Source organism: Pseudomonas sp. KBS0707, from assembly GCF_005937945.2.
Taxonomy (GTDB): Bacteria; Pseudomonadota; Gammaproteobacteria; order Pseudomonadales; family Pseudomonadaceae; genus Aquipseudomonas; species Aquipseudomonas amygdali.
On the sequence record NZ_CP041754.1, the window covers coordinates 1,487,641 to 1,513,905 of the forward strand.

20 protein-coding genes and 1 pseudogene are annotated in these 26,265 nt (G+C 57.5%); 16 read left to right on the forward strand and 5 right to left on the reverse strand.

Annotation, left to right across the window (positions count from 1 at the left end):
- Positions 1 to 10: 10 nt before the first annotated feature.
- Positions 11 to 823, reverse strand: a complete 813-nt coding sequence (locus FFH21_RS07030) for an inner membrane protein YpjD (RefSeq protein ID WP_002552519.1) — start codon at positions 821 to 823, stop codon at positions 11 to 13.
- 213 nt (positions 824 to 1,036) lie between these two features.
- Here FFH21_RS07030 and ffh point away from each other — a divergent pair, with 213 nt between their 5' ends.
- From ffh to FFH21_RS07085, 11 genes and pseudogenes are all read left to right on the forward strand, one after another.
- Positions 1,037 to 2,413 (forward strand): signal recognition particle protein, encoded by a 1,377-nt coding sequence (ffh, locus tag FFH21_RS07035; RefSeq protein WP_041924474.1) that lies wholly within the window; start codon positions 1,037 to 1,039, stop codon positions 2,411 to 2,413.
- A 247-nt stretch (positions 2,414 to 2,660) separates the two neighbouring features.
- Positions 2,661 to 2,918 carry a 30S ribosomal protein S16 gene (gene rpsP, locus FFH21_RS07040; RefSeq protein ID WP_002552521.1) on the forward strand — a complete coding sequence of 86 codons (258 nt, stop codon included), beginning with the start codon at positions 2,661 to 2,663 and terminating at the stop codon, positions 2,916 to 2,918.
- 5 nt (positions 2,919 to 2,923) lie between these two features.
- The gene (rimM, locus tag FFH21_RS07045) at positions 2,924 to 3,463 is read left to right on the forward strand and encodes a ribosome maturation factor RimM (RefSeq protein WP_002552522.1); all 540 of its coding nucleotides are present in this window, start codon (positions 2,924 to 2,926) and stop codon (positions 3,461 to 3,463) included.
- Positions 3,464 to 3,468: 5 nt separating this feature from the next.
- Positions 3,469 to 4,221, forward strand: a complete 753-nt coding sequence (gene trmD / locus FFH21_RS07050) for a tRNA (guanosine(37)-N1)-methyltransferase TrmD (protein WP_002552523.1) — start codon at positions 3,469 to 3,471, stop codon at positions 4,219 to 4,221.
- A gap of 44 nt (positions 4,222 to 4,265) precedes the next feature.
- Complete coding sequence (gene rplS / locus FFH21_RS07055) at positions 4,266 to 4,616, forward strand: 50S ribosomal protein L19 (RefSeq protein ID WP_002552524.1); 351 nt, start codon at positions 4,266 to 4,268, stop codon at positions 4,614 to 4,616.
- A 102-nt stretch (positions 4,617 to 4,718) separates the two neighbouring features.
- Complete coding sequence (gene xerD / locus FFH21_RS07060) at positions 4,719 to 5,615, forward strand: site-specific tyrosine recombinase XerD (RefSeq protein ID WP_011168014.1); 897 nt, start codon at positions 4,719 to 4,721, stop codon at positions 5,613 to 5,615.
- Positions 5,616 to 5,760: 145 nt separating this feature from the next.
- On the forward strand, positions 5,761 to 6,501 hold the full coding sequence (gene dsbC, locus FFH21_RS07065; RefSeq protein WP_002552526.1) for a bifunctional protein-disulfide isomerase/oxidoreductase DsbC: 741 nt from the start codon (positions 5,761 to 5,763) through the stop codon (positions 6,499 to 6,501).
- Between the two features lie 145 nt (positions 6,502 to 6,646).
- On the forward strand, positions 6,647 to 7,951 hold the full coding sequence (locus FFH21_RS07070; protein ID WP_002552527.1) for a homoserine dehydrogenase: 1,305 nt from the start codon (positions 6,647 to 6,649) through the stop codon (positions 7,949 to 7,951).
- A 112-nt stretch (positions 7,952 to 8,063) separates the two neighbouring features.
- Positions 8,064 to 9,473 (forward strand): threonine synthase, encoded by a 1,410-nt coding sequence (gene thrC / locus FFH21_RS07075; protein ID WP_002552528.1) that lies wholly within the window; start codon positions 8,064 to 8,066, stop codon positions 9,471 to 9,473.
- A gap of 182 nt (positions 9,474 to 9,655) precedes the next feature.
- Positions 9,656 to 13,227: pseudogene (locus tag FFH21_RS07080) on the forward strand (transporter substrate-binding domain-containing protein).
- 172 nt (positions 13,228 to 13,399) lie between these two features.
- On the forward strand, positions 13,400 to 14,629 hold the full coding sequence (locus FFH21_RS07085) for an EAL domain-containing protein (protein ID WP_230383590.1): 1,230 nt from the start codon (positions 13,400 to 13,402) through the stop codon (positions 14,627 to 14,629).
- On the opposite strand, the gene FFH21_RS07090 is transcribed toward FFH21_RS07085, so the two are convergent.
- A complete protein-coding gene (locus FFH21_RS07090) occupies positions 14,602 to 15,264 on the reverse strand; it encodes a response regulator transcription factor (RefSeq protein ID WP_004656354.1) in 663 nt (220 codons plus the stop codon). The two genes, FFH21_RS07085 and FFH21_RS07090, sit on opposite strands and share 28 nt — an antisense overlap.
- 170 nt (positions 15,265 to 15,434) lie before the next feature.
- Positions 15,435 to 16,694, reverse strand: coding sequence for an IS256-like element ISPsy17 family transposase (locus FFH21_RS07100; protein WP_004663377.1), 1,260 nt, complete (start codon positions 16,692 to 16,694; stop codon positions 15,435 to 15,437).
- Between the two features lie 239 nt (positions 16,695 to 16,933).
- Between FFH21_RS07100 and FFH21_RS07105 the strand changes: the two genes are divergently transcribed.
- Positions 16,934 to 17,230 (forward strand): DUF3509 domain-containing protein, encoded by a 297-nt coding sequence (locus FFH21_RS07105; protein WP_004656356.1) that lies wholly within the window; start codon positions 16,934 to 16,936, stop codon positions 17,228 to 17,230.
- 182 nt (positions 17,231 to 17,412) lie between these two features.
- Here FFH21_RS07105 and FFH21_RS07110 read toward each other — a convergent pair whose 3' ends face one another.
- Entirely contained in the window at positions 17,413 to 18,252 is an 840-nt protein-coding gene (locus FFH21_RS07110) for a TIGR02285 family protein (protein WP_032704265.1), read from the reverse strand.
- 333 nt (positions 18,253 to 18,585) lie between these two features.
- Here FFH21_RS07110 and FFH21_RS07115 point away from each other — a divergent pair, with 333 nt between their 5' ends.
- The 3 genes from FFH21_RS07115 to FFH21_RS07125 all read left to right on the forward strand — a co-directional run bounded on the left by FFH21_RS07115 (position 18,586) and on the right by FFH21_RS07125 (position 22,126).
- Complete coding sequence (locus tag FFH21_RS07115) at positions 18,586 to 19,128, forward strand: YaeQ family protein (RefSeq protein WP_002554774.1); 543 nt, start codon at positions 18,586 to 18,588, stop codon at positions 19,126 to 19,128.
- A gap of 62 nt (positions 19,129 to 19,190) precedes the next feature.
- Positions 19,191 to 20,906, forward strand: a complete 1,716-nt coding sequence (gene recJ, locus FFH21_RS07120; protein WP_011168020.1) for a single-stranded-DNA-specific exonuclease RecJ — start codon at positions 19,191 to 19,193, stop codon at positions 20,904 to 20,906.
- A 113-nt stretch (positions 20,907 to 21,019) separates the two neighbouring features.
- Positions 21,020 to 22,126 (forward strand): NADH:flavin oxidoreductase/NADH oxidase, encoded by a 1,107-nt coding sequence (locus tag FFH21_RS07125; RefSeq protein ID WP_004656368.1) that lies wholly within the window; start codon positions 21,020 to 21,022, stop codon positions 22,124 to 22,126.
- Positions 22,127 to 22,184: 58 nt separating this feature from the next.
- Here the strand turns inward: FFH21_RS07125 and FFH21_RS07130 are convergent, their stop codons facing one another.
- A complete protein-coding gene (locus tag FFH21_RS07130; protein ID WP_011168021.1) occupies positions 22,185 to 24,272 on the reverse strand; it encodes a PAS domain-containing sensor histidine kinase in 2,088 nt (695 codons plus the stop codon).
- A gap of 109 nt (positions 24,273 to 24,381) precedes the next feature.
- Here FFH21_RS07130 and FFH21_RS07135 point away from each other — a divergent pair, with 109 nt between their 5' ends.
- Positions 24,382 to 25,485 (forward strand): IS5-like element ISPsy19 family transposase, encoded by a 1,104-nt coding sequence (locus FFH21_RS07135; RefSeq protein ID WP_004663854.1) that lies wholly within the window; start codon positions 24,382 to 24,384, stop codon positions 25,483 to 25,485.
- Positions 25,486 to 26,265: the final 780 nt, after the last annotated feature.

Genomic DNA, 26,265 nt, shown 5'->3' on the forward strand with positions numbered 1-26,265 from the left:
TCAGGGCCCGTCAGATGTGCAGGATGAATTCGCGTACCAGCTTGCTGCCGAAGTAGGCGAGCATCAGCAGGCAGAAGCCACCCAGGGTCCAGCGAATGGCTTTGTGACCTCGCCATCCAAGGCGGTTGCGTCCCCACAGCAGTACGCTGAACACGACCCAGGCCAGGCAAGCCAGCAGGGTCTTGTGCACCAGATGCTGGGCAAACAGGTTTTCAACGAACAGCCAGCCGGAAATCAGCGACAGCGAAAGCAGCGTCCAGCCAGCCCAGAGGAAGCCGAACAAAAGGCTTTCCATGGTTTGCAGCGGCGGGAAGTTCTTGATCAGTCCGGAAGGGTGCTTGTGCTTGAGTCGGTAGTCCTGCAACAGCAACAGCAACGCCTGGAATACGGCAATGGTGAACATTCCGTAAGCCAGCAGCGACAGCAGGATATGGCTCAGGATGCCGGGTTCTTCCATGATCGGCTGTACGGTGCCGCTGGGGGCGAACTGAGCGAGCAGCACGGTCACCATTCCCAATGGGAACAGCAGCACCAGCAGGTTTTCCACCGGAATGCGTGACGTGGCGATCAGAGTCACAACGATCACTGACGCGGCGATCAGGCTGGCCGAGTTGAAAAAGTCCAGACCCAGGCCGACGGAATGCGTCAGTTGGGAAAACAGACCGATGGCGTGTGCGATCACCGCCAGCGTACCGAGCAGGCAAAGCAGCCGCTTGTCGGGCTTGACGGCCTGGCTCAGGCGCAGGCTCTGATAGACGGTCGCAGCGGCGTACAGAACGGCGGCGGCGAGGCTGGGAAGCAGGCTGGGTGGCAAAGGGGACATAGATCCTGATGGACGGGCCTGAAAAGACGTTGAGTTTGGCATATAACCGGCAAATCACGAAAGACCACAGAAGCAGACTGCGTGGTGTCCGTGCGGCGGAGTCTTCGCTATAATCCGCGACCTGCTCAAGCCGCAGGCTCGCCGAGCGCCATTTCTGCATTACGGGCCGGGCCGCATCAACCGGGGTTCGACGAGAGCCTGAAAGGATCGCGCATGTTTGAAAACCTGACTGACCGCCTCTCGCAGACGCTGCGCCATGTTACTGGCAAGGCCAAGCTGAACGAGGACAACATCAAAGATACCTTGCGCGAAGTGCGTATGGCGTTGCTTGAAGCCGACGTCGCCTTGCCGGTGGTCAAAGACTTCGTCAACAACGTCAAGGAACGCGCCGTCGGCACCGAGGTGTCGCGCAGCCTGACGCCAGGCCAGGCGTTCGTGAAGATCGTCCAGGCCGAACTCGAAAGCCTGATGGGCGCTGCCAACGAAGATCTGATGCTCAATGTCACGCCGCCTGCGGTCATCCTCATGGCGGGCCTGCAGGGTGCGGGTAAAACCACCACCGCTGGCAAGCTGGCGCGCTTCCTTAAAGAGCGCAAGAAGAAGACCGTGATGGTTGTGTCGGTCGACGTCTACCGTCCTGCCGCCATCAAGCAGCTTGAAACCCTGGCCAACGACATCGGTGTGACGTTCTTCGCCTCCGATATCAGCCAGAAGCCGGTCGACATCGCCCTGGCGGCCATTAAAGAAGCCAGGCTCAAGTTCATTGACGTGGTCATCGTCGATACCGCCGGTCGTCTGCACGTCGATGTCGAGATGATGGGCGAGATTCAGGCGCTGCATGCTGCGACCAAGCCAGCTGAAACGCTGTTCGTGGTCGATGCCATGACCGGTCAGGATGCTGCCAACACCGCCAAGGCCTTCGGCGATGCACTGCCGCTGACCGGTGTGATCCTCACCAAGGTCGACGGTGATGCTCGCGGTGGTGCGGCCCTGTCGGTGCGTGCAATTACCGGCAAGCCGATCAAGTTCATCGGTATGGGCGAGAAGAGCGAGGCGCTGGAGCCGTTCCACCCAGATCGTATCGCTTCACGAATCCTTGGCATGGGCGATGTGCTCAGCCTTATCGAGCAGGCTGAACAGACTCTCGACAAGGATAAAGCCGACAAACTGGCGAAAAAGCTCAAGAAAGGCAAAGGCTTCGATCTCGAAGACTTCCGCGATCAACTGCAACAGATGAAAAACATGGGTGGCCTTGGCGGTCTCATGGACAAGCTGCCAAGTATCGGCGGCGTCAATCTTGCGCAGATGGGCAATGCCCAGGGCGCGGCCGAGAAGCAGTTCAGGCAGATGGAAGCCATCATCAACTCGATGACGCCTGGCGAACGCCGTGACCCGGACCTGATCAGCGGCTCGCGCAAGCGCCGTATTGCAATGGGCTCGGGTACCCAGGTGCAGGACATCGGGCGTCTGATCAAGCAGCATAAACAGATGCAGAAGATGATGAAGAAGTTCTCCGCCAAGGGCGGAATGGCAAAAATGATGCGCGGCATGGGCGGAATGCTCCCCGGCGGCGGCATGCCAAAAATGTAATTGCGTCGCGTGCAAGCTTCTTTGCACGCGTCCCACACGGGGGGCGACCCCCGGTCAGCCCGCGTTATGCGGGCTTTTACCTGCTGTCATACCGACAGCTCCCTCGCAAATCTGGAAGGCATGCCGATAGGCGCCGGAAAAAGACATTTGCAAAAGTCGGGATATTCCTTAGAATATGCGGCCTTTCGGGCACCTATGCCCGCTGTGCATCTTAGATTTGCAGCACCGACTACAGGAACGATGTTCAATGCTAACCATCCGTCTTGCCCTTGGCGGCTCCAAAAAGCGCCCGTTTTACCACTTGACCGTAACCGACAGCCGCAACGCTCGTGACGGTTCCCACAAGGAACAGGTTGGTTTCTTCAACCCGGTTGCCCGTGGTCAGGAAATCCGTCTGTCCGTTAACGAAGAACGCGTCAACTACTGGTTGAGCGTTGGTGCACAAACTTCCGAGCGCGTTGCCCAGCTGCTCAAAGAGCACAACAAGACCAAGGCCGCGGCCTGAGTCTTATGAACGCGACGCCTGCATCTGCCGACGATCTGATCGTCATTGGCAAGATTTACTCGGTTCATGGCGTTCGCGGCGAAGTGAAGGTCTTTTCCTTTACTGATCCGATTGGAAACCTGTTGGACTACAAAACCTGGACGCTTCGGCGCGAAGGCAGCGTTGAGAAACAGGTGGAGCTGGTCAGCGGACGCTTGCAAAGCAAGTTTCTGGTCGCAAAGCTCAAAGGTCTCGATGATCGTGAAGAAGCTCGTCTTCTCTCCGGTTACGAAATCTGCGTGCCGCGTAACCTGTTCCCTGATCTGGACGATGGCGAGTACTACTGGTACCAGCTTGAAGGCCTCAAGGTCATTGACCAACTCGGGCAACTGCTCGGGAAAATCGATCACCTGCTCGAAACCGGTTCGAACGATGTAATGGTTGTAAAGCCCTGCGCGGGTAGCCTGGATGATCGTGAACGCCTGTTGCCCTATACGGAGCAATGTGTGTTGGCAATCGATATGGCTGCTGGCGAGATGAAGGTGGATTGGGACGCGGACTTCTGAATGCCATGGCCAGCCTGCGCATAGAAGTCATCAGTCTGTTTCCCGAGATGTTTTCCGCCATCAGCGAATACGGCATTACCAGCCGTGCGGTGAAACAAGGGCTGTTGCAGCTCACTTGTTGGAATCCGCGGGATTACACCACTGATCGCCATCACACTGTGGATGATCGCCCATTTGGCGGTGGTCCTGGCATGGTGATGAAGATCAAGCCCCTCGAAGATGCTCTGGTTCAGGCCAGGCAAGCGGCAGGGGATGCGGCGAAGGTTATTTACCTGTCGCCACAAGGCCGTCAGCTGAATCAGTCTGCGGTACGCGAACTGGCGCAGGAGGAAGCGATTATCCTCATCGCCGGTCGTTATGAAGGCATTGACGAGCGTTTTATTGATGCTCATGTCGATGAAGAGTGGTCGATTGGTGACTATGTTCTTTCCGGTGGCGAGCTGCCGGCTATGGTCCTGATTGACGCGGTTACGCGGCTGCTGCCTGGAGCTTTAGGGCATGTGGACTCCGCGGAGGAAGATTCCTTCACGGACGGTCTGCTGGATTGCCCGCACTACACCCGACCTGAGGTGTATGCGGATCAGCGTGTTCCCGACGTGTTGCTAAGTGGCAATCACGCGCACATCCGGCGTTGGCGTTTACAGCAGTCCCTTGGGCGGACCTATGAACGACGCGCTGATCTTCTGGAAAGCCGCTCGCTTTCTGGAGAAGAGAAGAAGCTGCTGGCGGAATACATCCGCGAGCGGGACGATAGTTAACGTATCGATGGTCGATCCATACGGATTACCTTAGGAGCACCAGCATGACTAACAAAATCATTCTTGCCCTCGAAGCAGAGCAGATGACCAAAGAGATCCCTACCTTTGCACCAGGCGACACCATCGTCGTTCAGGTTAAAGTGAAGGAAGGCGACCGCGCTCGTCTGCAAGCATTCGAAGGCGTTGTAATTGCCAAGCGTAACCGTGGCGTGAACAGTGCTTTCACTGTTCGTAAAATCTCCAACGGTGTTGGCGTTGAGCGTACTTTCCAGACTTACAGCCCGCAAATCGACAGCATGGCTGTGAAACGTCGCGGTGACGTTCGCAAGGCCAAACTGTACTACCTGCGTGACCTGTCCGGTAAAGCAGCGCGCATCAAGGAAAAACTGTCCTGATACAGTTTTTCGATGCATAAAAAGGCAGCCTTCGGGCTGCCTTTTTGCTATCTGATGTTTGAAAATTCGTTTTTGGCGTACACGCACACATACTGAGTTGAAATGGCTGCCATCGACCACCCGCTGATTGACCGGTTTCTGGATGCGCTCTGGCTTGAAAAGGGGCTGTCCGATAACACCCGCGATTCCTACCGCAGCGATCTGGCGCTGTTCAATGGCTGGCTGCAGGAGCGCAACGCTGATCTGCCCAGTGCCGGACGCGAGGTCATCCTCGATCATCTTGCGTGGCGCGTTGAAAATGCCTACAAACCGCGCTCCACGGCGCGTTTCCTGTCCGGCGCACGTGGCTTCTACCGCTACCTGCTGCGCGAAAAGCTGATTTCCGTCGATCCCACCCTGCAGATCGACATGCCTCAGTTGGGCAAGCCATTGCCCAAGTCACTCTCCGAAGCCGACGTCGAAGCGCTGCTGGCAGCACCCGACCTGAGTGAGCCCATCGGCGAGCGTGACCGTGCCATGCTTGAAGTGCTGTATGCCTGCGGTCTGCGCGTGACCGAACTGATCAGCCTGACACTGGAACAGGTCAACCTGCGCCAGGGCGTACTGCGGGTGATGGGCAAAGGCAGCAAGGAACGGCTGGTGCCCATGGGCGAAGAGGCCATCGTCTGGGTCGAGCGCTACCTGCGCGGTGCCCGCGACGAGTTACTGGGCGGGAAACCCAGCGACGTACTGTTCCCCAGCACCCGAGGCGACCAGATGACCCGGCAGACCTTCTGGCACCGCATAAAGCATCAGGCAACGGTTGCGGGCATCGGAAAATCCCTGTCACCGCATACCCTGCGCCACGCCTTCGCCACCCATCTGCTTAATCACGGCGCTGACTTGCGTGTGGTGCAGATGTTGCTGGGGCACAGCGATCTTTCGACGACCCAGATTTATACCCATGTGGCACGGGCGCGGTTGCAGGAATTGCATGCCAAGCATCATCCACGCGGTTGACTCACGACGTATTTTGCGAAGCTTCTTACGTCGCTCCGAGTCGGCCCCGCGAGCCTTATGTGGTAGGCTTTGCCGGTTTCGCATATCAAGGCTGGCGCCCCTTTTTTCGACCGCCGCCAGTCTGCCCGTCGTCATAGGAGTTTCCATGCGTTTGCCCCAGATTTTCGCTGCCGCCGCTTTACTGCTGGCCGGCACATTCAGTATGTCTGCCCTGGCTGATGCAGCCCCCGATCAGGCCATCCGCAAGACCCTTGATTCGCTGGAATTGCAGTTGCCGGTCGAGAGTATTTCGCCGAGCCCGCTCAATGGCCTTTATGAAGTGAAGCTCAAGGGCGGTCGCGTGCTTTACGCCAGCGCCGACGGCCAGTTCGTGGTTCAGGGCTACCTGTTTCAGGTGCAGAACGGCAAGCCGGTCAACCTGACCGAGAAGACCGAGCGACTGGCCATTGCCAAGACCATCAATGCCATTCCGCTTTCCGAAATGGTGATCTACCCGGCGGTGGGCGAGACCAAATCGCACATCACGGTATTCACCGACACTACCTGCCCGTATTGCCACAAACTGCACGAAGAGGTCGGGCAGTTGAACAAAATGGGCGTTGAAGTCCGTTACATGGCATTCCCGCGCCAAGGCCTGGGTTCTCCGGGTGACGAGCAGTTGCAGGCCGTGTGGTGTTCCAAGGACCGCAAAAGCGCCATGGACCGCATGGTAGACGGCAAGGACATCAAGGCCGCCAAGTGCGACAATCCGGTGAGCAAGCAATATGAGCTGGGCCAGTCGATCGGCGTCAACGGCACCCCTGCGATTGTCCTCGCCGACGGTCAGGTGATTCCGGGCTATCAGCCTGCTGCTCAGGTTGCCAAACTGGCAATGGGCGCCAAATAACGCTTTGTCACATCAGCATGCTTCATATGAGCATGCGCTACACGAGGCCGTGTTTTTGGCGCCTCTTCACATTTGTAGCCGTATGGCAACGTGCGGCGGATTTCACGGCTGATCAAGCATCAGCTGTTTTTCGGGGAGTTCATCAGTGAAACCGGTCAAAGTAGGCATATGTGGGCTGGGTACTGTCGGTGGCGGTACTTTCAACGTACTTCAGCGTAACGCCGAGGAGATCGCCCGCCGTGCCGGGCGAGGAATCGAAGTTGCGCAAATTGCGGTTCGTACACCAAACCCCAACTGCCAGATTGCCGGTACGCCTACTACCAGTGATGTGTTTGCCGTTGCGACCAACCCTGAAATCGACATCGTCGTTGAATTGATCGGTGGCTACACCATCGCCCGTGATCTGGTGCTCAAGGCCATCGAGCATGGCAAGCACGTAGTGACCGCCAACAAGGCGCTGATCGCAGTTCACGGCAACGAGATTTTCGCCAAGGCACGTGAAAAGGGCGTAATCGTAGCCTTTGAGGCGGCTGTCGCTGGTGGCATCCCAGTGATCAAGGCCATCCGTGAGGGGCTGTCGGCAAACCGTATCAATTGGGTTGCAGGCATTATCAACGGCACTGGCAACTTCATCCTCACCGAAATGCGCGAGAAGGGCCGTACCTTCCCGGATGTTCTGGCCGAAGCCCAGGCGCTGGGGTATGCAGAGGCTGATCCGACCTTCGACGTTGAGGGTATCGATGCAGCGCACAAGCTGACCATTCTGGCCTCCATTGCCTTCGGCATCCCGTTGCAGTTCGACAAGGCCTACACCGAAGGCATCACCAAACTGACCACCGCCGACGTGAATTACGCCGAGGCGCTGGGCTATCGCATCAAGCACCTGGGCGTTGCACGCAGCACGGCCCAAGGCATCGAACTGCGCGTACACCCGACGCTGATCCCGGCCGATCGCCTGATTGCCAACGTCAATGGCGTGATGAACGCGGTGATGGTCAATGGCGATGCGTCCGGCTCGACGCTGTTCTACGGTGCCGGTGCCGGTATGGAGCCTACGGCTTCCTCCGTGGTGGCCGATCTGGTGGACGTGGTGCGGGCGATGACCTCCGATCCGGAAAACCGTGTGCCGCATCTGGCCTTCCAGCCCGATTCGCTGTCCGCGCACCCGATTCTGCCGATCGAAGCCTGTGAAAGTGCCTACTACCTGCGCATCCAGGCCAAGGATCACCCGGGCGTGCTGGCCCAGGTGGCGAGCATCCTGTCCGAGCGCGGCATCAATATAGAGTCGATCATGCAAAAGGAAGTCGAGGAGCACGATGGTCTGGTGCCGATGATCCTGTTGACGCACCGTGTTGTGGAGCAGCGCATCAATGACGCCATTCAGGCCCTGGAAGCTCTTCAGGACGTGGTTGGCCCGGTGGTTCGTATTCGCGTAGAACATCTTAATTAACATCAGCTGCGAGCCGTCAGTTGCAAGCTTCAAGCTACAAGTCAGACGCCAGTCGTTTTGAGCTTGAGGCTTGAAGCTTAAGGCTTTCAGCTCAAACCAAAGGTTTGATCCCATGCGCTATATCAGTACTCGCGGCCAGGCGCCGGCCCTGAACTTCGAAGACGTGCTGTTGACTGGTCTGGCCAGCGACGGCGGTCTGTATGTGCCGGAAAACCTGCCACGCTTCACTCAGGAAGAGATCGCCTCCTGGGCCGGTCTGCCGTATCACGAACTGGCCTTTCGGGTGATGCGCCCCTTTGTGGCTGGCAGCATCCCGGATGCCGATTTCAAAAAAATTCTTGAAGAGACCTACGGTGTCTTCGCCCACAGTGCAGTGGCACCGTTGCGTCAGTTGAATGGCAACGAGTGGGTACTTGAGCTGTTCCACGGTCCTACCCTGGCGTTCAAGGACTTTGCGCTGCAATTGCTCGGCCGCCTGCTGGACTACGTGCTGGCCAAGCGTGGCGAGCGTGTGGTGATCATCGGCGCTACCTCGGGTGACACCGGCTCTGCAGCCATCGAAGGCTGCCGTCGCTGTGACAACGTCGACATCTTCATTCTGCACCCGAACAATCGGGTATCGGATGTCCAGCGCCGGCAGATGACCACCATCTTTGGCGACAACATCCACAACATTGCAGTAGAAGGCAACTTCGACGACTGCCAGGAAATGGTCAAGGCCAGCTTCGCCGATCAGGGCTTCCTCAAGGGCACGCGTCTGGTCGCCGTCAACTCGATCAACTGGGCGCGAATCATGGCCCAGATCGTCTACTACTTCCATGCATCGCTGCAGTTGGGCGGTCCCGCGCGCTCGGTATCGTTCTCGGTTCCGACCGGTAACTTCGGCGATATCTTTGCCGGTTACCTGGCACGCAACATGGGGCTGCCGGTCAATCAACTGATCGTCGCCACCAACCGCAACGACATTCTGCACCGTTTCATGAGCGGCAATCAGTACGTCAAGGAAACCCTGCACGCTACGTTGTCGCCTTCCATGGACATCATGGTGTCGTCGAACTTCGAACGCCTGTTGTTCGATATGCACGGTCGCAACGGTTCTGCCATTGCCGAGTTGATGAGCACGTTCAGGCAGGGCGGCGGTTTCAGTGTCGAAGAAGAGCGCTGGACCGAAACCCGCAAACTGTTCGATTCGCTGGCAGTCAGCGACGAGGACACCTGTACGACCATTGCTGAAGTGTTTGCCAGCACCGGCGAACTGCTTGATCCGCATACCGCTATCGGGGTGAAGGCTGCTCGCGAATGCCGTCGCAGCCTGGACACGCCGATGGTGATTCTGGGTACGGCGCATCCGGTCAAGTTTCCGGAGGCAGTGGAGAAGGCCGGTGTAGGAAAAGCGCTTGAGCTACCTGCACATTTGTCTGATTTGTTCGAGCGTGACGAGCGCTGCACTGTGCTGCCAAATGACCTGAAAGCCATACAGGCATTTGTCAGCCAGCATGGCAATCGCGGCAAACCACTCTAACAGAAGCGTCGTGTAACAACTTTAGGCCCGCCACTTGGCGGGCCTTTCTGTTTCTACGTGCCAAACTTCGCTGGTTTTCGAACCATAGAGTTGGGTCATTTGTAGTGAAGCAGGCAAGCATGCAAAGCGTAGTCAGGGAGGCAGACAGCACATTGAGAGGCCGCGCATGGCGCATGGCATGCATGTTGTTGGCGCTGGTTTTTGTCGGGCCAGCCGATGCGGCGCAAAGCTTGCCGTTTACCCTGACAGCCCCTTTCGTGGCTTCAGCGGATCTGGCCCTCACAGATCAGGATCGTGCATGGCTAGATCAGCGCAAGGTACTTCGGGTCGGCATTGCGATTGCCGACTACGAGCCGATTGATATCACCAGTGACCGCAACCGTTATCAGGGCATCAGTGCCGACTATCTGGGGTTGGTCAGCGACCAGTTGAACATTCCGGTGCAGGTGACCGGGTTTGCCAGGCGTGACGAGGCCATCGAGGCATTGCACGACGGCAAGATAGACCTGCTGACCAGCGCCAATGGCTTTGAGCGGGGCGTGAAAGGGCTGTCGTTCTCAACCGAATACATGCCTGACCGATCTGTTGTCGTCGGTCATGGCAACGATCTGAGCCCGCCGCCAAGCCTGGCCGGCAATAAGGTTGTGCTGCTTGATGGCTATGCCGACTCGGACGTCGCTCACCGCGTTTATCCTGACAGCGAGCTGATTATCGCGCCTAACCTCTACAGTGCTCTGGAGGCCCTGAGCCAAGGCGAGGTCGACGCTTTTATCGGCAACGAAGTCATTGTCCGGGCCTACACCGCCCTGCGTCCTTATCTCGGATTGCAGATCAAGTTCGAAAGCCGATTGCCCCCGGTAGGGTTTTCTTTTGCAGTGCGTGACGATGAGCAGCGCTTGCTGACCTTCATCAATCGCGCGCTGGACAGTATTGAACCGTCGATCGATCGTGAAGTGCTCGGCCGCTGGACCATGGGGCTGGGTGCTGACGTGGAGGGGCAACGCATTCTGCCGAGCGGCGCTGGCTGCTCAAGCACCCGAGCGTGACCATCGCCACCACACAGCATCCGCCGTACATCTACAAAGACAAGAATGGCCAATGGGTGGGGCTGAACGCAGATGTGCTGTCCCGTATCTCACGCATGACCGGGTTGCAGTTTGTCCATCAGGAAGTGCCTTCCACGCAGCAGAGCATTGAAATGCTGCGTGCCGGTCTTGCCGAGATGAACACCTCGCTTGCAGAAAATGCCGAGCGTCGGCGGTTTCTGGACTTTACCTATTCGTTCGGAGGCAACAGCTGGATGTTCGTGGTCCGCTCCGAGCGCTCATCCCGAGTATCGCTCGACAGTCTGGCCGGTAAAGTGCTGGCACTGCCTGCCCGGCATGCGCTCGAGGACCTGATCAGGCGCGAGCACCCCTTGATCCAGCTGCGTCTGGTGGATACCTACGACCAGGCCCGCGCTCTGGTGGAAAGCGGTGTTGCCGACGCGACCATTCAGAATGAAGTAGGTGCCTACCTGTTCCCGGCCGGGCAACTGAAGGTCGCCCGCAGTGTCGATGGCCAATGGTCACCCGACAGGTTTTCGGTGATCAAGACCCAGCCCGAACTGCTGGGCATTCTGAATAAGGCGCTGGAGGAATTCCCGGTGGCCGAGTTGCGCTCGATCCGCTTGAAGTGGCTGGGCTCGGCACTGCCTCAGCCTTCGCTCTGGGGGCGGATACCGCAGTGGGTATTCTGGGTACTGGCCCTGGCCTTACTGACCGGGCTGGTGTCACTGGTCTGGAGCAGTCGCCTCAAGGTACAGATTCGCCAACGCCTCAAGGCTGAAAGGCAGCTCAATGACCAACTGGCCTTCAAACACGCCTTGTTCGATGGTATCCCCAATCCGATTTATGTTCGCGATCTCAAGGGACGACTGATTTCCTGCAACCGTAGCTACGAGCAGAGCCTTGGCATCAGTTTCGAGCAGATGAATGGTCGACGCCTTACGGATGTCAATCTGATACCGCGTGCATTGGCTGAGCAGATGCATACCGACTACCTCAACTTGCTGGAAAATCACCAGCCAGTCTTTTCCGACCGCACCATCGAACTGTCCGGAAAACGCATGGACGTCTGGCAATGGACGGTCCCTTTCTTCGCTGCCGACGGACAGCTGCAGGGGCTGCTGGGCGGCTGGGTCGATATCACCGAGCGCAAGCAGCTTGAGCAGCAGCTCCAGAAAGCAATGCGTCTGGCCGCTCAGGCCAACGAGGCGAAGAGTGTCTTTCTGGCCAGCATGAGTCATGAAATTCGTACCCCAATGGGTGCAATCATCGGTTTGCTGGAGCTGGAGCTGGAGCTGGAGCTGGAGCTGGAGTGCGCACGCGCTTTACGCAAGGGGCATACACCGTCGCAAGGCTTGCAGGTCGCCCATCGCTCGGCTACGGAGCTGGTGGCACTGATTGGCGAAAGTCTTGATCTGGCCAGAATCGAAGCGGGCGGCATGCAGTTGTCATTGACAGTCACATCCTTGCAGGCTCTTTTCGAGGGCGTAATCGAGCTTTTTTCAGCGCAGGCCCGGGAAAAGGACCTGGAACTGCGGCTGGAATTCTCCGAACAGGCTCAGGGCGATTACTGGCTTGACCCGCTTAGGCTGCGTCAGGTGCTGCACAACGTCCTGGGCAACGCCCTGAAATTCACCCGGCAAGGGTCGGTCGTCTTGAGGGTGGCGGCGCTGGATGACTCATCTCGCGTACGCATCGCTATCCAGGACAGTGGCGAAGGTATCGAGCCAGAGCGTCAACAGCAGATATTTCAGCCCTTCACTCAGGCCAGCGATGACACTGCCGCCCATTACGGCGGGAGTGGGCTGGGACTGAGTATCACCTGGCAACTGGTGCAGTTGATGAAGGGCGATATCAGCCTGCACAGCTCGCCGGGCGAGGGTACGCTGGTCAACATCGATTTGCCGCTGGTCAGGGTGAGCGAGCCGGTTTCGCCCTCCAGCGATGTCCCGGATGTACCTGTGGATACGCGCAGCCTTCGCTTGCTGGTGGTCGATGACATGTCGGCCAATCGGCTGGTGTTGACCCGCCAGCTGGAGTTTCTTGGTCATCAGGTGGTGGCTGTCGAAGATGGCAAGGCTGCGCTGTCGAGGTGGTGCGAAGAGCCGTTCGATGCGGTCATCACCGACTGCAACATGCCGGGTATCAGCGGTTATGCATTGACCGAAACCATTCGACAGATCGAAGAGAAAGAGCAGCGCCGGCGCTGCCCGGTCATTGGCTGTACCGCTAACGCAATGAGCGACGAGGCTGCACGGTGTGAGCAGGCGGGGATGGACGGTCTGCTGATCAAACCGCTTTCCCTGGCGCGTCTGGCCCAGGAGCTGGCGGATCGGGTACGTGAGCCGACGTTCGACATCAGCACGCTGCAAAACATGACCCGGGCCAACCCGGAACAGATGCAACGGTTGTTGGGCGAGTTGTGGAAGAATCTCAGGCATGAACACGCCTTGCTGGAGCCTGCGGTGCTGGCAAATGACTGGAACGCCTTGAGCGCTTGCCTGCATCGGCTCAAGGGCGCGGCGAGTCTGGTTGACGCAGTACCGTTGGCCAAGGCGTGCGCGGCGCTCGATGAAAGTGTGCGGCTTGAGTGTGTGGCCAGTGCGCCTGAGCGCTGGCTGGCGCTGGAGGCTGCGATGACCGGCCTGCGCGCTGATATCGAGTTGCAATTGGTGGCAGTGCCCGACATTGCACCGGCTTGCGATTGATGCTTGCTGAAAAAAAACGTTAATCGCTACCGGGTTTAGGACATGTCCTATGGGGCATGCGTGCGGGAGGAGCTACAGTAAGTGTTCCCCTGAGCCGCTGGCTCTGACTCCCGTAGGCGTGACCGTGCACTCACTCAAGGTTCTGATTCTCGAAGACCATCCGTTCCAGCTGATGGCTCTGCACCAGATGCTCAACGCCAATCAGGTCTTCGATGTGCTGGCTGCCGAGAGCGTTGAGGTTGCCAGGCTTTCCCTGCAAAGCCGTGGTCCTGTCGACATTGCTATCTGTGACTTGCAGATGGACGGCCCCGACGGCCTTGAGCTGATCCGCTTTATGGCCGAAAACGGGTTGGCGAGGGCTCTGATCATTGTCAGCAGTTCAGCTGCCTGCGTGCTGGAAGGTGTTGCGCAGCTGGCGCTCAGCCAAGGCTTGGAAGTGTTGGGGTATGTGCAAAAACCTGCTTCGGCCGCTGTACTCCATGACCTGCTTGAGGCGTACGGGCCAGGCCGTGCCGGGAGTGCACCACAGTCACCGGTAAAGCGTGCGTTCGGGGCACTGTCTGCCGTGGAGTTGTTTGATCCGAAAGACAATATGCCCATAGACGTTGCGTCTGTTGCCGAACAGTGGATTGCCTATTTTCAACCCAAGGTGAATCTGCAGGGCAAGTTGCTGGGTGTCGAGGCGCTGGTCCGCTGGCAGCACCCCACACATGGCTTGCTGGCTCCCGGACGATTCATGGACGCCATCGAAGCTGAGGAACTGACCGTTGCGTTGACCTGGCGTATGCTGGATCAGGCCCTGCAGTTCTCTGCACAGTTCATGCGCGAGCAGGGCGAAGTACTCTCGGTTGCGGTCAATATCGACCCGCAAGTGCTGCAACAGGCGGATTTCGCCGGGCAGATCATGCAGGCGCTCACCCGTCACAGCGTGCCGGCAACTGCGCTGACCCTGGAGATTCTCGAACAGGATGCCGCCCGCCCGGAAACCTGGCAGATGGAGGGCCTGTTGAGGTTATGCATGCAGGGCTGCAAATTGTCTATCGATGACTTTGGGATGGGCGCTTCGAACATCGACAGGCTCCTGCAGTTGCCCTTCAGCGAGTTGAAGATACCGACCGAGTTTGTACGTGGCATGGCCGACGATGCGCGCAAGTCTGCAGTGGTGGCTGGAGCCATGCTCATGGCACAGCGGCTGTCCATGTCGGTAGTGGTGGAGGGGGTCGAAACGATTGACGACTTTCACAGCCTGCTGGCATTGGGTAACCCGGCCATTCAGGGTTATTTCATTGCGCGTCCGATGCCTTCATCAGAGTTGGTGCGCTGGGCCGCCGAGCGCGAGTCTCATCTGCAGGCCATGCTGACAGACGGCCGGCTTCAGGACATGCCGCTTTCCTGCAAATAAATGAACAGCGCGGCGTCGTTGGCCAGACCGAGCTTGCGCATGGCTGCGACTTTCTGTGCGCTGACAGTCTGTTTGCTGCGATTGAGCTGCGCAGCGATCTGGCCGACGGTATGACCCGCCGAGAGCAGGCGTAGCACCTCCAGCTCTCTTGGCGACAGCTTTTCTGCTGGCAACAGCGCGTCAGGGCCGTACTGACGGGCTTCCCTCAGCACCCTGCGCACGGAATCGGCGACAAAAAACTCACCGCGCTGCACGCCCCTGATGGCAACTGGCAGTTCTCCGGCAAGACTGGCCTTGCTCAACAGGCCCCGCACGTTAAGGTCCAGCATGGACTGAAAAAGTCCGGCATTGCTCAGTGTTGTTACAACGATCACCGGCAATGCCGGAAAATCCCGGTGTATGCGCTGCAAAAGACGCAAGCCATCGTTCTGCAGTTCGACCGGCATCATGAAGTCAGTCACCAGCACATCGCAGGGATGGCGCGCGAGTACCTGTAGCAGTTCATCCGGATTACAGGCTTCGGCGACAACGGTAGCCAGATTGTCCTGTTCCAGTACGACACGCAGGCCGATGAGAAAAATAGGATGGTCATCAGCCACGATGACGCGCAACGGGCGATCAGTGGAATCGCTCAAGGTGTGGCTCCATCAAAAAGGCTGACTGGTATTACAGACGACAGGGTTGTTTAACGCAGTGATCAATAGCATAGGCACCTTGTAGGAGGCGTAGCGTAATTATGTTGAGGGGAGTATCAGTTTTTTTGTGTTCGGGCTGGTTAGGGCCTGCCGTCAGGCAGGCCCTTGTTTTACCAGCTCGGTCTGGTAAATCGGTCTCCGTACAGGATCGCAAATTGATTCATTGCCACTTTCCAGTCGTGTGCCGCATGACCCCAGTTGGCGGTGATGTTGCGCAACCCAAGCCATATCAGTTTCGTCGCAGCCTCATCGGTCGGGAAGTGCCCTCGAGTCTTGATGATCTTGCGTAACTGGGCATTGATGCTCTCGATGGCATTGGTCGTGTAAACCACTTTGCGAATGCCCGCCGGAAAAACAAAAAACGGTATAACCCGATCCCAGGCGCGACGCCATGCAGCAACTACAGTCGGATACTGCTTGCCCCAGGGGCCCGCTTCAAAGGCGTTAAGCTCTTGCTCAGCCACATCGGCATTGATCGCCTGGTAGATCGGCTTGAGTGCTTTGGCCAGTGCCCGACGTTTATCCCAAGCGGCATAGTCCAAGCTGTTGCGGATCAGATGCACGATGCAGGTTTGCAGCGTCGTGGCAGGAAAAACCGCCCCCAACGCCTCCGGTATTCCTTTGAGGCCATCCGTGACGGCGATCAGAACATCTTCAACGCCACGAGTCTTGAGGTCGTTGAACACCTTCATCCAAAACTTGGCACCCTCGGTGCTCTCGATCCATATACCCAGAATGTCGCGCGTGCCATCAGGTAATACCCCCAGCGCCAGATAAATAGCCTTGTTGCACACTAACCCCTCGTCCCGGATTTTGACCCGTAACGCATCGAAGAAGATCACCGGATACATCGGTTCCAAGGGTCGTTGCTGCCAAGCGCCCACCTCTTCCATGACCGCATCGGTGACTGAGCTGATGAAGTCATGGGACACGTCAGTTCCATACTGCTCAGATAGAAAAGCGCGGATCTCACGCACCGTCATGCCCCGGGCGTACATGGCAATTATCTTGTCGTCGAAGCCTGTAAAACGTCGTTCGTGCTTGGGAATCAGGATCGGGGCGAAGCTACCATCGCGGTCTCTGGGGATATCCAGGCGAAGCGGCCCGTCGTCGGTCAGAACCGTCTTGCTGCTTTTGCCATTGCGCTGATTGGTCGCCCCCTCAGGGCGCTCCGCGCCCTGAGGGTAACCAAGGTGGTGACCCAGCTCGGCGCCTAGCGCACGCTCGATCAGAGCCTTCTTGAACGCCATGGACGCGTCTTGAATGGCTTCGGCGCTCATCGGGCCTTTAACAAACTGCTCGATCAGCTCTTGGGGAATCGAGGGCAACTCCCTCGCTGTTGCATTGGCGGACTTCTTTTTGGTCGGCATACATGCACCTCTAGCTACATGTTATGCCCGAACACAAAATTTCTGACAGTCTCATGTTGAGTTTTCCTACAAGCCCACTTCCTGTCGCCATTGGCCTCCGGTTTTTTCCTTGTCACATTCAACAGGCATGCTCGAAATGACAGACCGGTGCTGTGATCAGGCGATAGAAAGAACTTTCTGCTGTCGCCGACGGTCATTGGTTAGCACCTTTGCATTCAAACTGTTGAGTGGTGATCCGGATGGAAAATATCAGCTTACTGCTAAGCGAAGCACTGGCTCCTTATCAGGCCACTATTGGCCCGGCGGGTACTCGGGGCGAACGTCTGGTGACTCTTAAGGATAAAGCGGGCGTCTGTGTGATCGAGCGTACATTCGGCGCTGATCAACTGAGCGACAAGCGTCAGCTCACCGATGTGGTAGACGGCCTGCGCCGGGATTTGATGGTCGCCGAAGGTCGAATCGAACCCTGCGTCATTGCCGCGATGCGTAATGCTGCAATCAGCCGAACGTTTATCGGCACTCCGTCTTTTGCTTAACAGTTGCTAAACAGTCGTCTGGCTTGCGTCAACAAGGTCGGAACCTGACGCGCTCGTTGCACTCCTATCCATTACGTCAGGTTTGATCATTGTGCTCCGGTGATCGAAGGTTGGCGTACTGACCATCATGGTCATGTTTACCCCGGGCAGGTCCCCCTCTGCCCGGGGTTTCTTTTAGGTGGTCAGTTCTTCTCGAACAGCGCTTTGACGTCTTCCAGGTAGCTTGCCCGTTGCTCGGGGTCCAGCCACTGCGCGTAAAAGCCCATCAGGCTGCTTTCGCGCAACGTACGCATCTCGCGGTTGATCTGTGCGAGGGCTTTTTTGCCTTCAGGTGAATTGCTGCAACTGATATAGACGAATTGGTAGGCGGGGTTGCCCCTGATCGGCAAGAAGGCCAGTTCATCCGGCCTGATACCTTGTTGCATGGCCTGATAGCGTGCTTCCGGCCAGAAACTGATAAAGGCTTGCAGGCGCCCCAGGCGTTCCATTTGCAGAAGGCTGCCGGTGGCATCGTTACCGTAATGGAGCACCAGCGCATCTTCGTCGACACCTTGCAGCGTATGGTCGATCAGTTCGCCATAGCTGCGTTCGGCGACTATGCCCAATTCGATCGCCCGGCTGGCCATGAGCGCCGCGAAGTCGATTTTTCCGCCCTCGACATACGGCTCGAACGTCGACATGTCTTCCTTGCGTACAATCAGGCCGCTGCTGAATATGGCGCCGATCGGTATGGAGAAGAGCAGGGTTCTGGCTCGCTCCTCAGTCCACAGCATGGTGGGATCACAACTCAGAGACGTGGCGTCGTTAAGCATCTGCAAGCCCCTGGCACGATTGACGCGCATCAGCACGTGATCATATTCGGGCATTCGCGCAGTTAACAAAGGCATGAGCTGATCAATGGCACCTTGCCCGCGCATGACCCCGGAAAAAATCGTCGAAGGTGGTATGTCGCGCATCAACCAGGTCAATGTCTCCCTTGCCTGGCTGGCGCATGACAGGGCAGCCAGCGACAGGGCGAGCATCAATCGAGCCGTTGTGCAGTACGAGGCAGGAAGGGACATTCGCTGGTTTCATCCTCGAAAAAGATTCAGCAAACTGGAGTAGAGTGGCAGCTCTTTGAGTGGCGCTGCGCCTGTGGCGTCACATTCAGGTGCTTCGGCAGTCCCTTGCCGGGATCCAGGTACTCGGAGCAGATCGTCTATAAAGCCAATCTGTATCAGAATTTTGTTTCAGACTATCGATTTTTGTATAGCCCGCAAGCAGGAGCAATTGCATCCCCTGCGCGAGCAAGTTCGTTCACAGGCCCGGCATCGGTTAGACTTGCCGTCTTACCTCCAGACTCTAGAAGCCCGTTCATGGCCCAGCCGTCCACGACCTACAAATTCGAACTCAACCTCACCGACCTCGATCGCGGAGTGTATGAGAGCGTCAAACAGACCATTGCCCGCCATCCTTCGGAAACTGAAGAACGCATGACCGTGCGCCTGCTGGCCTATGCCTTCTGGTACAACGAACAATTGTCGTTCGGTCGCGGCCTGTCTGATGTGGACGAACCCGCACTGTGGGAAAAAAGCCTGGATGATCGGGTTCTGCACTGGATTGAAGTCGGACAGCCGGATGCCGACCGCCTGACCTGGTGCTCGCGTCGCACCGAACGCACCAGCCTGCTTGCCTACGGCAGCTTGCGCGTTTGGGAAGGCAAGGTCATCCCGGCGATCAAGAACCTGAAAAACGTCAATATTGCCGCCGTCCCGCAGGACGTGCTGGAAGTGCTGGCCAAGGATATGCCGCGGGTCATCAAGTGGGATGTGATGATCAGTGAAGGAACGGTGTTCGTCACCGACGACCGTGGCCAGCATGAAGTCCAGTTGCAATGGCTTGCGGGCGAACGCGGCTGACAGCCGCCGGTTCCGATCGAAAAAACATTCATCGACACTGCAAAGAGAATCAGCTGACCCGCATGCGCATCGAACCCCGTCTATTGCCCGATACCTTGCCGTTTCTCGGCGACCTGCCGCCCTTGCTCACTCGTCTTTATGCTGCAAGGGGCGTGGCCTGCGAGGCCGAGCTGGACAAAAGCCTGGCGCGGTTGATCCCTTATCAGCAACTCAAGGGAATCGATGCTGCGGTAGATCTGCTGGTAACGGCGCTGCGCGAAGGCCAGCGCATGCTGATTGTCGGTGATTTCGATGCCGACGGTGCGACTGCCAGCACCGTGGGTGTTCTGGGGCTGCGCCTGCTGGGCGCGGCGCACGTCGATTATCTGGTGCCTAACCGTTTTGAGTACGGTTATGGCCTGACGCCGGAAATCGTCGAAGTGGCGTTGCAGCGCGAGCCTCAGCTATTGATCACCGTGGATAACGGCATTTCGAGCGTCGAGGGTGTGGCCGCTGCCAAGGCGGCAGGCTTGCAGGTACTGGTCACCGACCACCATTTGCCGGGTCACGAGCTTCCGGCGGCAGACGCCATCGTCAACCCTAACCAGCCAGGCTGTACCTTTCCCAGCAAATCGCTGGCCGGTGTCGGGGTTATTTTCTATGTGTTGATGGCCTTGCGTGCGCGCTTGCGGGACACCGGCTGGTTCGAGAGCAACCAGCGTGCCCAGCCCAACCTGGGTGAGCTTCTGGACCTGGTCGCGCTGGGCAGCGTGGCCGATGTCGTGCCGCTGGACGCCAACAACCGCATTCTGGTCCATCAAGGCCTGATGCGTATCCGTGCCGGGCGTGCCCGACCGGGACTGCGCGCCATTCTGGAAGTCGCACGACGTGAACCTTCGCGCATCACCTCCACTGACTTGGGGTTCATTCTCGGACCACGCTTGAACGCGGCGGGGCGCCTGGACGATATGAGCCTGGGCATTGAATGCCTGCTCTGCGACGACCCGACACTGGCGCGAGAAATGGCCGTGCAACTGGACGAATTGAACCAGGATCGCAAATCCATTGAGCAGGGCATGCAGCGTGAAGCGCTCGCGCAGCTCAAGGACCTGCCGCTGGAGTCCATGCCGTTCGGCCTGTGCCTGTTCGATGCCGAATGGCATCAGGGTGTCATCGGTATCCTGGCCTCGCGCCTCAAGGAGCGCTACCACCGACCTACTATCGCGTTCGCCAGTGCCGGGGAGGGCGTGCTCAAAGGCTCGGCTCGCTCGGTGCCGGGGTTTCACATTCGCGATGCGCTGGACGCTGTGGCGGCCAGTCATCCGCATCTGATCAGCAACTTCGGCGGCCACGCCATGGCGGCAGGTCTCTCGCTGCCTGAAGAGAACTTCCCGGCGTTTGCCGAAGCGTTCGATCTGGAAGTGCGTCGTCAGCTCGACGAGCAGGACCTGACCGGACGTCTGCTGTCTGACGGTTCGCTGGCCGTCGAGGAATTCCATCTGGAACTGGCCCGCGCACTGCGCAACGCCGGTCCCTGGGGACAGCACTTCCCCGAGCCCTTGTTCCACGGCGTATTCCAGCTTGTTGAACAGCGGGTGGTGGGCGAGCGTCACTTGAAGATGGTGCTCAAGACCGAGTGCGGCAGCGTCAAGCTCGATGGCATTGCGTTCGGCGTCGACCGCGACATCTGGCCCAACCCCAACATTCGCTGGGTCGAACTGGCCTACAAACTGGACCTCAACGAGTTTCGTGGCAACGAAACCGTGCAGTTGATGGTGGTGCACATCGCGCCACGCTGACAATCAGCAGGAACCCCTCTCGCTACCGGGTTGTCGACAACAGACTGTCTGCAAAACCTGTTCATTGAATGAACGGGGCCTGGACACCTGATTTTTCATTACGAGAGGTTGCCATGAGCCTGCTGCTTGAACCCTACACCCTGCGCCAATTGACCCTTCGCAACCGTATCGCAGTCTCGCCGATGTGCCAGTATTCCAGTGTCGACGGCCTGGCCAACGACTGGCATCTGGTTCATCTGGGAAGCCGAGCAGTTGGCGGCGCCGGCCTGGTCATCACTGAAGCGATGGCTGTGACGCCGGACGGCCGCATAACCCCCGAAGACCTGGGGCTGTGGAATGATGAACAGATCGAGCCGCTGCAACGCATTACCCGCTTTATCAATGCTCAGGGTGCGGTGGCTGGCATCCAGCTGGCGCACGCCGGTCGCAAGGCCAGCACCTGGCGCCCGTGGCTTGGCAAGCACGGCAGCATTTCCCTCAATGAAGGCGGCTGGACTCCGGTCGGGCCTTCGGCAATTGCTTTTGATCCGCAGCACACGGCGCCTGTGCAGCTGAGCGAAACGCAGATTCAGGAACTGATCAAGGCGTTTGTCGATTCCGCACGGCGCGCCCTGACCGCAGGCTTCAAGGTGGTAGAAATTCACGCGGCCCACGGTTATCTGCTGCACCAGTTCCTGTCGCCGTTGAGCAACCAGCGCACTGACCAATACGGTGGTTCATTCGAGAACCGCATTCGCCTGACGCTGCAAGTCACCGAAGCGGTGCGCGCAGTGTGGCCTGAAGAGCTGCCGTTGTTCGTTCGCGTGTCCGCCACCGACTGGGTGGAAGACGGCTGGAACGCCGATGAAACGGTAGAGTTGGCGCGCCGTCTGAAGGCGCTGGGTACCGACCTGATCGATGTGTCGTCGGGCGGCACGTCAGCCAACGCAGAAATTCCGGTTGGCCCCGGCTACCAGACGCGTTTTGCCGAACGGGTTCGCAAAGAGTCCGAAATCGCTACAGGGACGGTAGGCATGATTACTGATCCGGCCCAGGCAGAGCATATTCTGCGTACCGGGCAGGCCGATATCATCCTGCTTGCGCGTGAGCTGCTGCGTGATCCGTACTGGCCGCTGCGTGCCGATGAAGACCTGGGCGGGCGTCTGGCGACCTGGCCCGCACAGTACCAACGCGCCACACACCGGGATCAGCCGATTCATGAGTCTGATCTGCGGGATTGATGCCGTTCGGTTTACGAAAGGAAGCAGCCAATAAGTGAGCGCCGCAGGGCGCTCATTTTTATTCGCCTTCCAGCAGTTCGGTGACGCGTCCGATCAGTTCGGCAATGGCAAAAGGCTTGGGCAGTACATGCATGCCAGGTTCCAGCGTATCGTGGGCCAGCGCCGCGTTTTCAGCATAGCCGGTCACAAACAGTATTTTCAGGTCGGGCCGAACATCCCGGGCGGCGTCTGCGACCTGACGACCGTTCATGCCGCCTGGCAGACCGACGTCGGTAATCAACAGGTCGATAGCCGCTTTGGACTGCAGAATGGTCAGAGCATCGGCACCTCGCTCGGCCTGCAAAATGGTATAGCCAAGGTCTTCAAGCAACTCGGCAATCAGCTGGCGCACAGCGGGCTTGTCATCAACGACCAGAATGGTTTCATCGCTGATGCCAGGTGCGGGTACTTGTAGAGGGCTGTCCTCAAGTGCCACCGCTTCAGGCTCACCTTCATGCATCGGCAGCAGGATGCAGACTTTCGAGCCCTCTCCAACGTTTGAGGTGATGTTGACGCCGCCTCCGGACTGCCGTGCAAAGCCGTAAATCATCGACAGCCCCAAGCCCGTCCCCATGCCTAACGGTTTGGTGGTGAAGAACGGATCGAAGGCCCGTGCCATGACATCTTTGTCCATGCCCGTGCCTGTATCGCTGACGCATAACTCCACGTAACGACCTGCGGGCAACTGATACCTCGCCGCTGCGGCTGCATTCAGATGACGGTTGCCGGTCTGAATCAGCAGCTGCCCGCCGTCAGGCATGGCGTCCTTGGCGTTGATACATAAATTGAGCAGCGAGTTTTCCAACTGATGCGGGTCCACCAGGGTCGACCACAGCCCTCGTGAAGCAATGACCTGCATATCGATGGCAGGGCCCACGGTACGCCGGATCAGTTCATCCATGCCCGCCACCAGAAGGTCGATATCCGTCGCCTTGGGGGCCAGTGTCTGACGGCGCGAGAATGCCAGCAGGCGGTGCGTCAGGGAGGCTGCGCGTCTTGAGCCCTCCAGTGCTGCATTGATATAGCGATCCAGCTCCGTGAAGCGCTCCTGTCTGATCCTCGACAGGAGCAACTCCATGTTGCCGGTCACGCCCATCAGCAGGTTGTTGAAGTCATGTGCCAAACCGCCGGTCAACTGCCCGACCGCTTCCATTTTCTGCGCTTGAATCAGTGCTTCTTCGGCAATACGCAATGCTTCGATGCGATCTTTCTCATGGGTCAGGTGCTTGCCCAGCGCAAAAATGATTCCATTGCCTGGCGCAGCGGTCCAGCCGAACCATTGATAGGTCCCGTCCACATGCCGGTAGCGATTCTCGAACAGCGGCAAAACATGATTGATGGTGTGTTTCAGGGCATCCTCGGTATTACGCACATCATCGGGATGCAGCAGGCTCATGATCGAGCTGCCCAGCAGCTCTTGTTCAGTGTGGCCCAGCAGCACTGTCCAGGCCGGGTTCACCCGCAGGAAAATGCCGTTGAAATCGAGTATCGCCAGCGGATCCGGGGAAATCTCCCAGAATGTATCCAGCTCCAGAGTACGCTGTGCCAGCCTTGCGGTCTGTCGTCGCTCCAGATTTACCAGATCCTCGATCAGTTTCAGGCGTTTGCGCTCACTGTCCTGCAACGCTTGCTGACTGAGGACATGCTCGGTGGTTTCGTTGGTGATGCAAAACACACCCACGATCATCCCTTGCTCGTCGATCACCGGCGAGAAGGAGAATGACCACCATGTCTGCTCGACCTCACCATAGCGCGACATGCTCAGTGGCATGTCCTTGTAATGGCACGGCTTGCCGGCGTATGCATCAATGACCAGTGGCGCGACCTGACCCCACACATCAGCCCAGAGGTCCGGAATAAGCGCGCCAATGGCGTTATCCTTACGCGGGCCGAGGATGGGGGTATAAGCATCATTATGGAAAAACACCAGCTCCGGTCCCCAGAGCAGATACATCGATTCCGGCGAATTCAGAATCAGATTCAGGGTATTTTTCAGCGATACCGGCCAATGCTCGATGGGTCCGAGTGGTGTCTGGCTCCAGTCCTTTGATCGGATAATCCCGGCAGCCGTGCCGTTAGCTGTCGGGAAACCAGTGGGCGATATCACTTCAGGCAAGCTCCTGACGGTATGCGTCTTGCGTTCATAGGGGTGTACTTAGAAGGTGTAGACAAAATAAATTAAACTTTCACTCCCTTGTCTGAATAGCCCTCAAGCCATGCCTAAAACCGGACGTCCTCGCTCGATTGCCGCCGAGCACTATCCCGTGCTGGTGAAACTCGCTCATGCACAGCCCTATTCCAGCCAGGCCGAATTGGCGCTCGTATTCTTCGCCGAAACCGGTATCACTGCGCATCCCGACACCTTTGCAAAAGCGTTGAAAATGGCAGGGATTACGCGTGTAAAGCAGCGGGCCAAGGGAAGTTTTCAGTCACCTGAACCTAATAAAGCCTATGGCTACAATGAAACCCACCGCCGCCAACTGCCGGAGCAGCTATATCCGAGTTGCTTGACAGATACCGAGTGGGCACTGGTCGCCGACCTGTTTGAAAGCCAGGGCGGACGAGGAGTGCCACCGCTTCACTCTCGGCGCACGTTGCTGGAAGCCTGTTGCTATGTCGTACGCACGGGGTGCTCATGGCGAATGCTACCCCGCGATTTTCCTCATTGGGACAATGTCTACAAAACGTTCCGCCGGTGGAGCGCTCAAGGCAAGTTCGAGCAAATGCATGATCGCTTGCGAGCTCAATGGCGTGAGCGGGAAGAACGCGCTGACAGCCCGTCAGCAGCGATCCTGGATTCACAGTCGACCCGCAGTTCTCCTCAAGGCGGTGACAGCGGCTACGACGCAGGCAAAAAAGTGAAGGGGCGTAAACGAAGTCTGATTGTCGATACATTGGGCCTGCTGCTGGCTGTCAGTATCAGTGCTGCAAGCGTGCAGGATCGTGACGCGGCGGATGATGCGGTGGCGTACTCGAAGGAAAAATATCCGTCACTGAGCACGCTTTTTGTTGATAGTGCGTACGCAGGAAAATGGGCACAGCGCACCCATCAACTGCACGCTATCGATGTTCAAGTGATCCGTGGCCCGAATAACAGAAGAACAGGGCAATGGCACTCTGAACAAGGCGATCTATTTTCCGTGGAGCCTGTTCAGACTGGATTTGTGGTCATGCCCAAGCGATGGGTAGTGGAGCGAACTCATGCCTGGAATGAGAGAGCTCGGCGACTGATCATGCATCATGATCGCCTTTTTGCGGTAAGCGAGGCATGGGTTTGGTTGGCCGAGGCTCGAATACTCGCGCGCCGACTCACTACATGATTTTGTCTACACCCTCCTAGTATTCATGGTGTGTCCCTTTTTGAACATGGTTATACACAGAGCCCATTCAAAAGAGTTGCCAGGCACTCAGTGTTTGTCACGCGGCAGCTCGCCTGATGAGCCGTGTACGTAACACCTGAATTCAGCCGGTTCGCGTGATACACCGAGTTCGTGTAAACGCGCCGCTCATGAACTGCAAAGCTGTATTACCTAATGATAGGGTTTCATAGGGCTGCACATAGTTAATGGCAGTAAATAATAAAGTTTCTGTTAAAAAAGTAACGACTGGTAATAAAATTTGCAAGTGAAAAATGGCGTGTCTCCAGAATCGATGTGTCGTTCTTTATAAAGTCTTACGTGTTGTAATGTTGCGTCCGTGAATTTTGTAGTACGTTTCCTATTCGATTCCCTGTGTCTGGACCTGAAATAAAAAATGGTATTTGCTACTTGCCGAAAGAGCTACTTATGGTCTTGAATGATGTAGGGTTATGCTATGGTGTGTGTAAGATTTTGCGACAGTTCAAGGGTCGGTGGATTACCATTATTTAGCGTTTGTCGACAGTGGCCCAATATGGCAGGCCGCGTTTATGTTGTGCGCTTCCGTTGTAGGACTTTTCTTTCAGGCCTGTAGGGTGTGTCCTTAAATAAATATTTGTACGAAATTCCGTAATGGATGTGTAATTTTTAATCCCCGTTTACGTATGTAATGCGTGGTGTGTATTCACTGATTTTCCATCATGGGGTTTCGGGTAAGGCATCCGGATGCAAGGCCTCTATAGT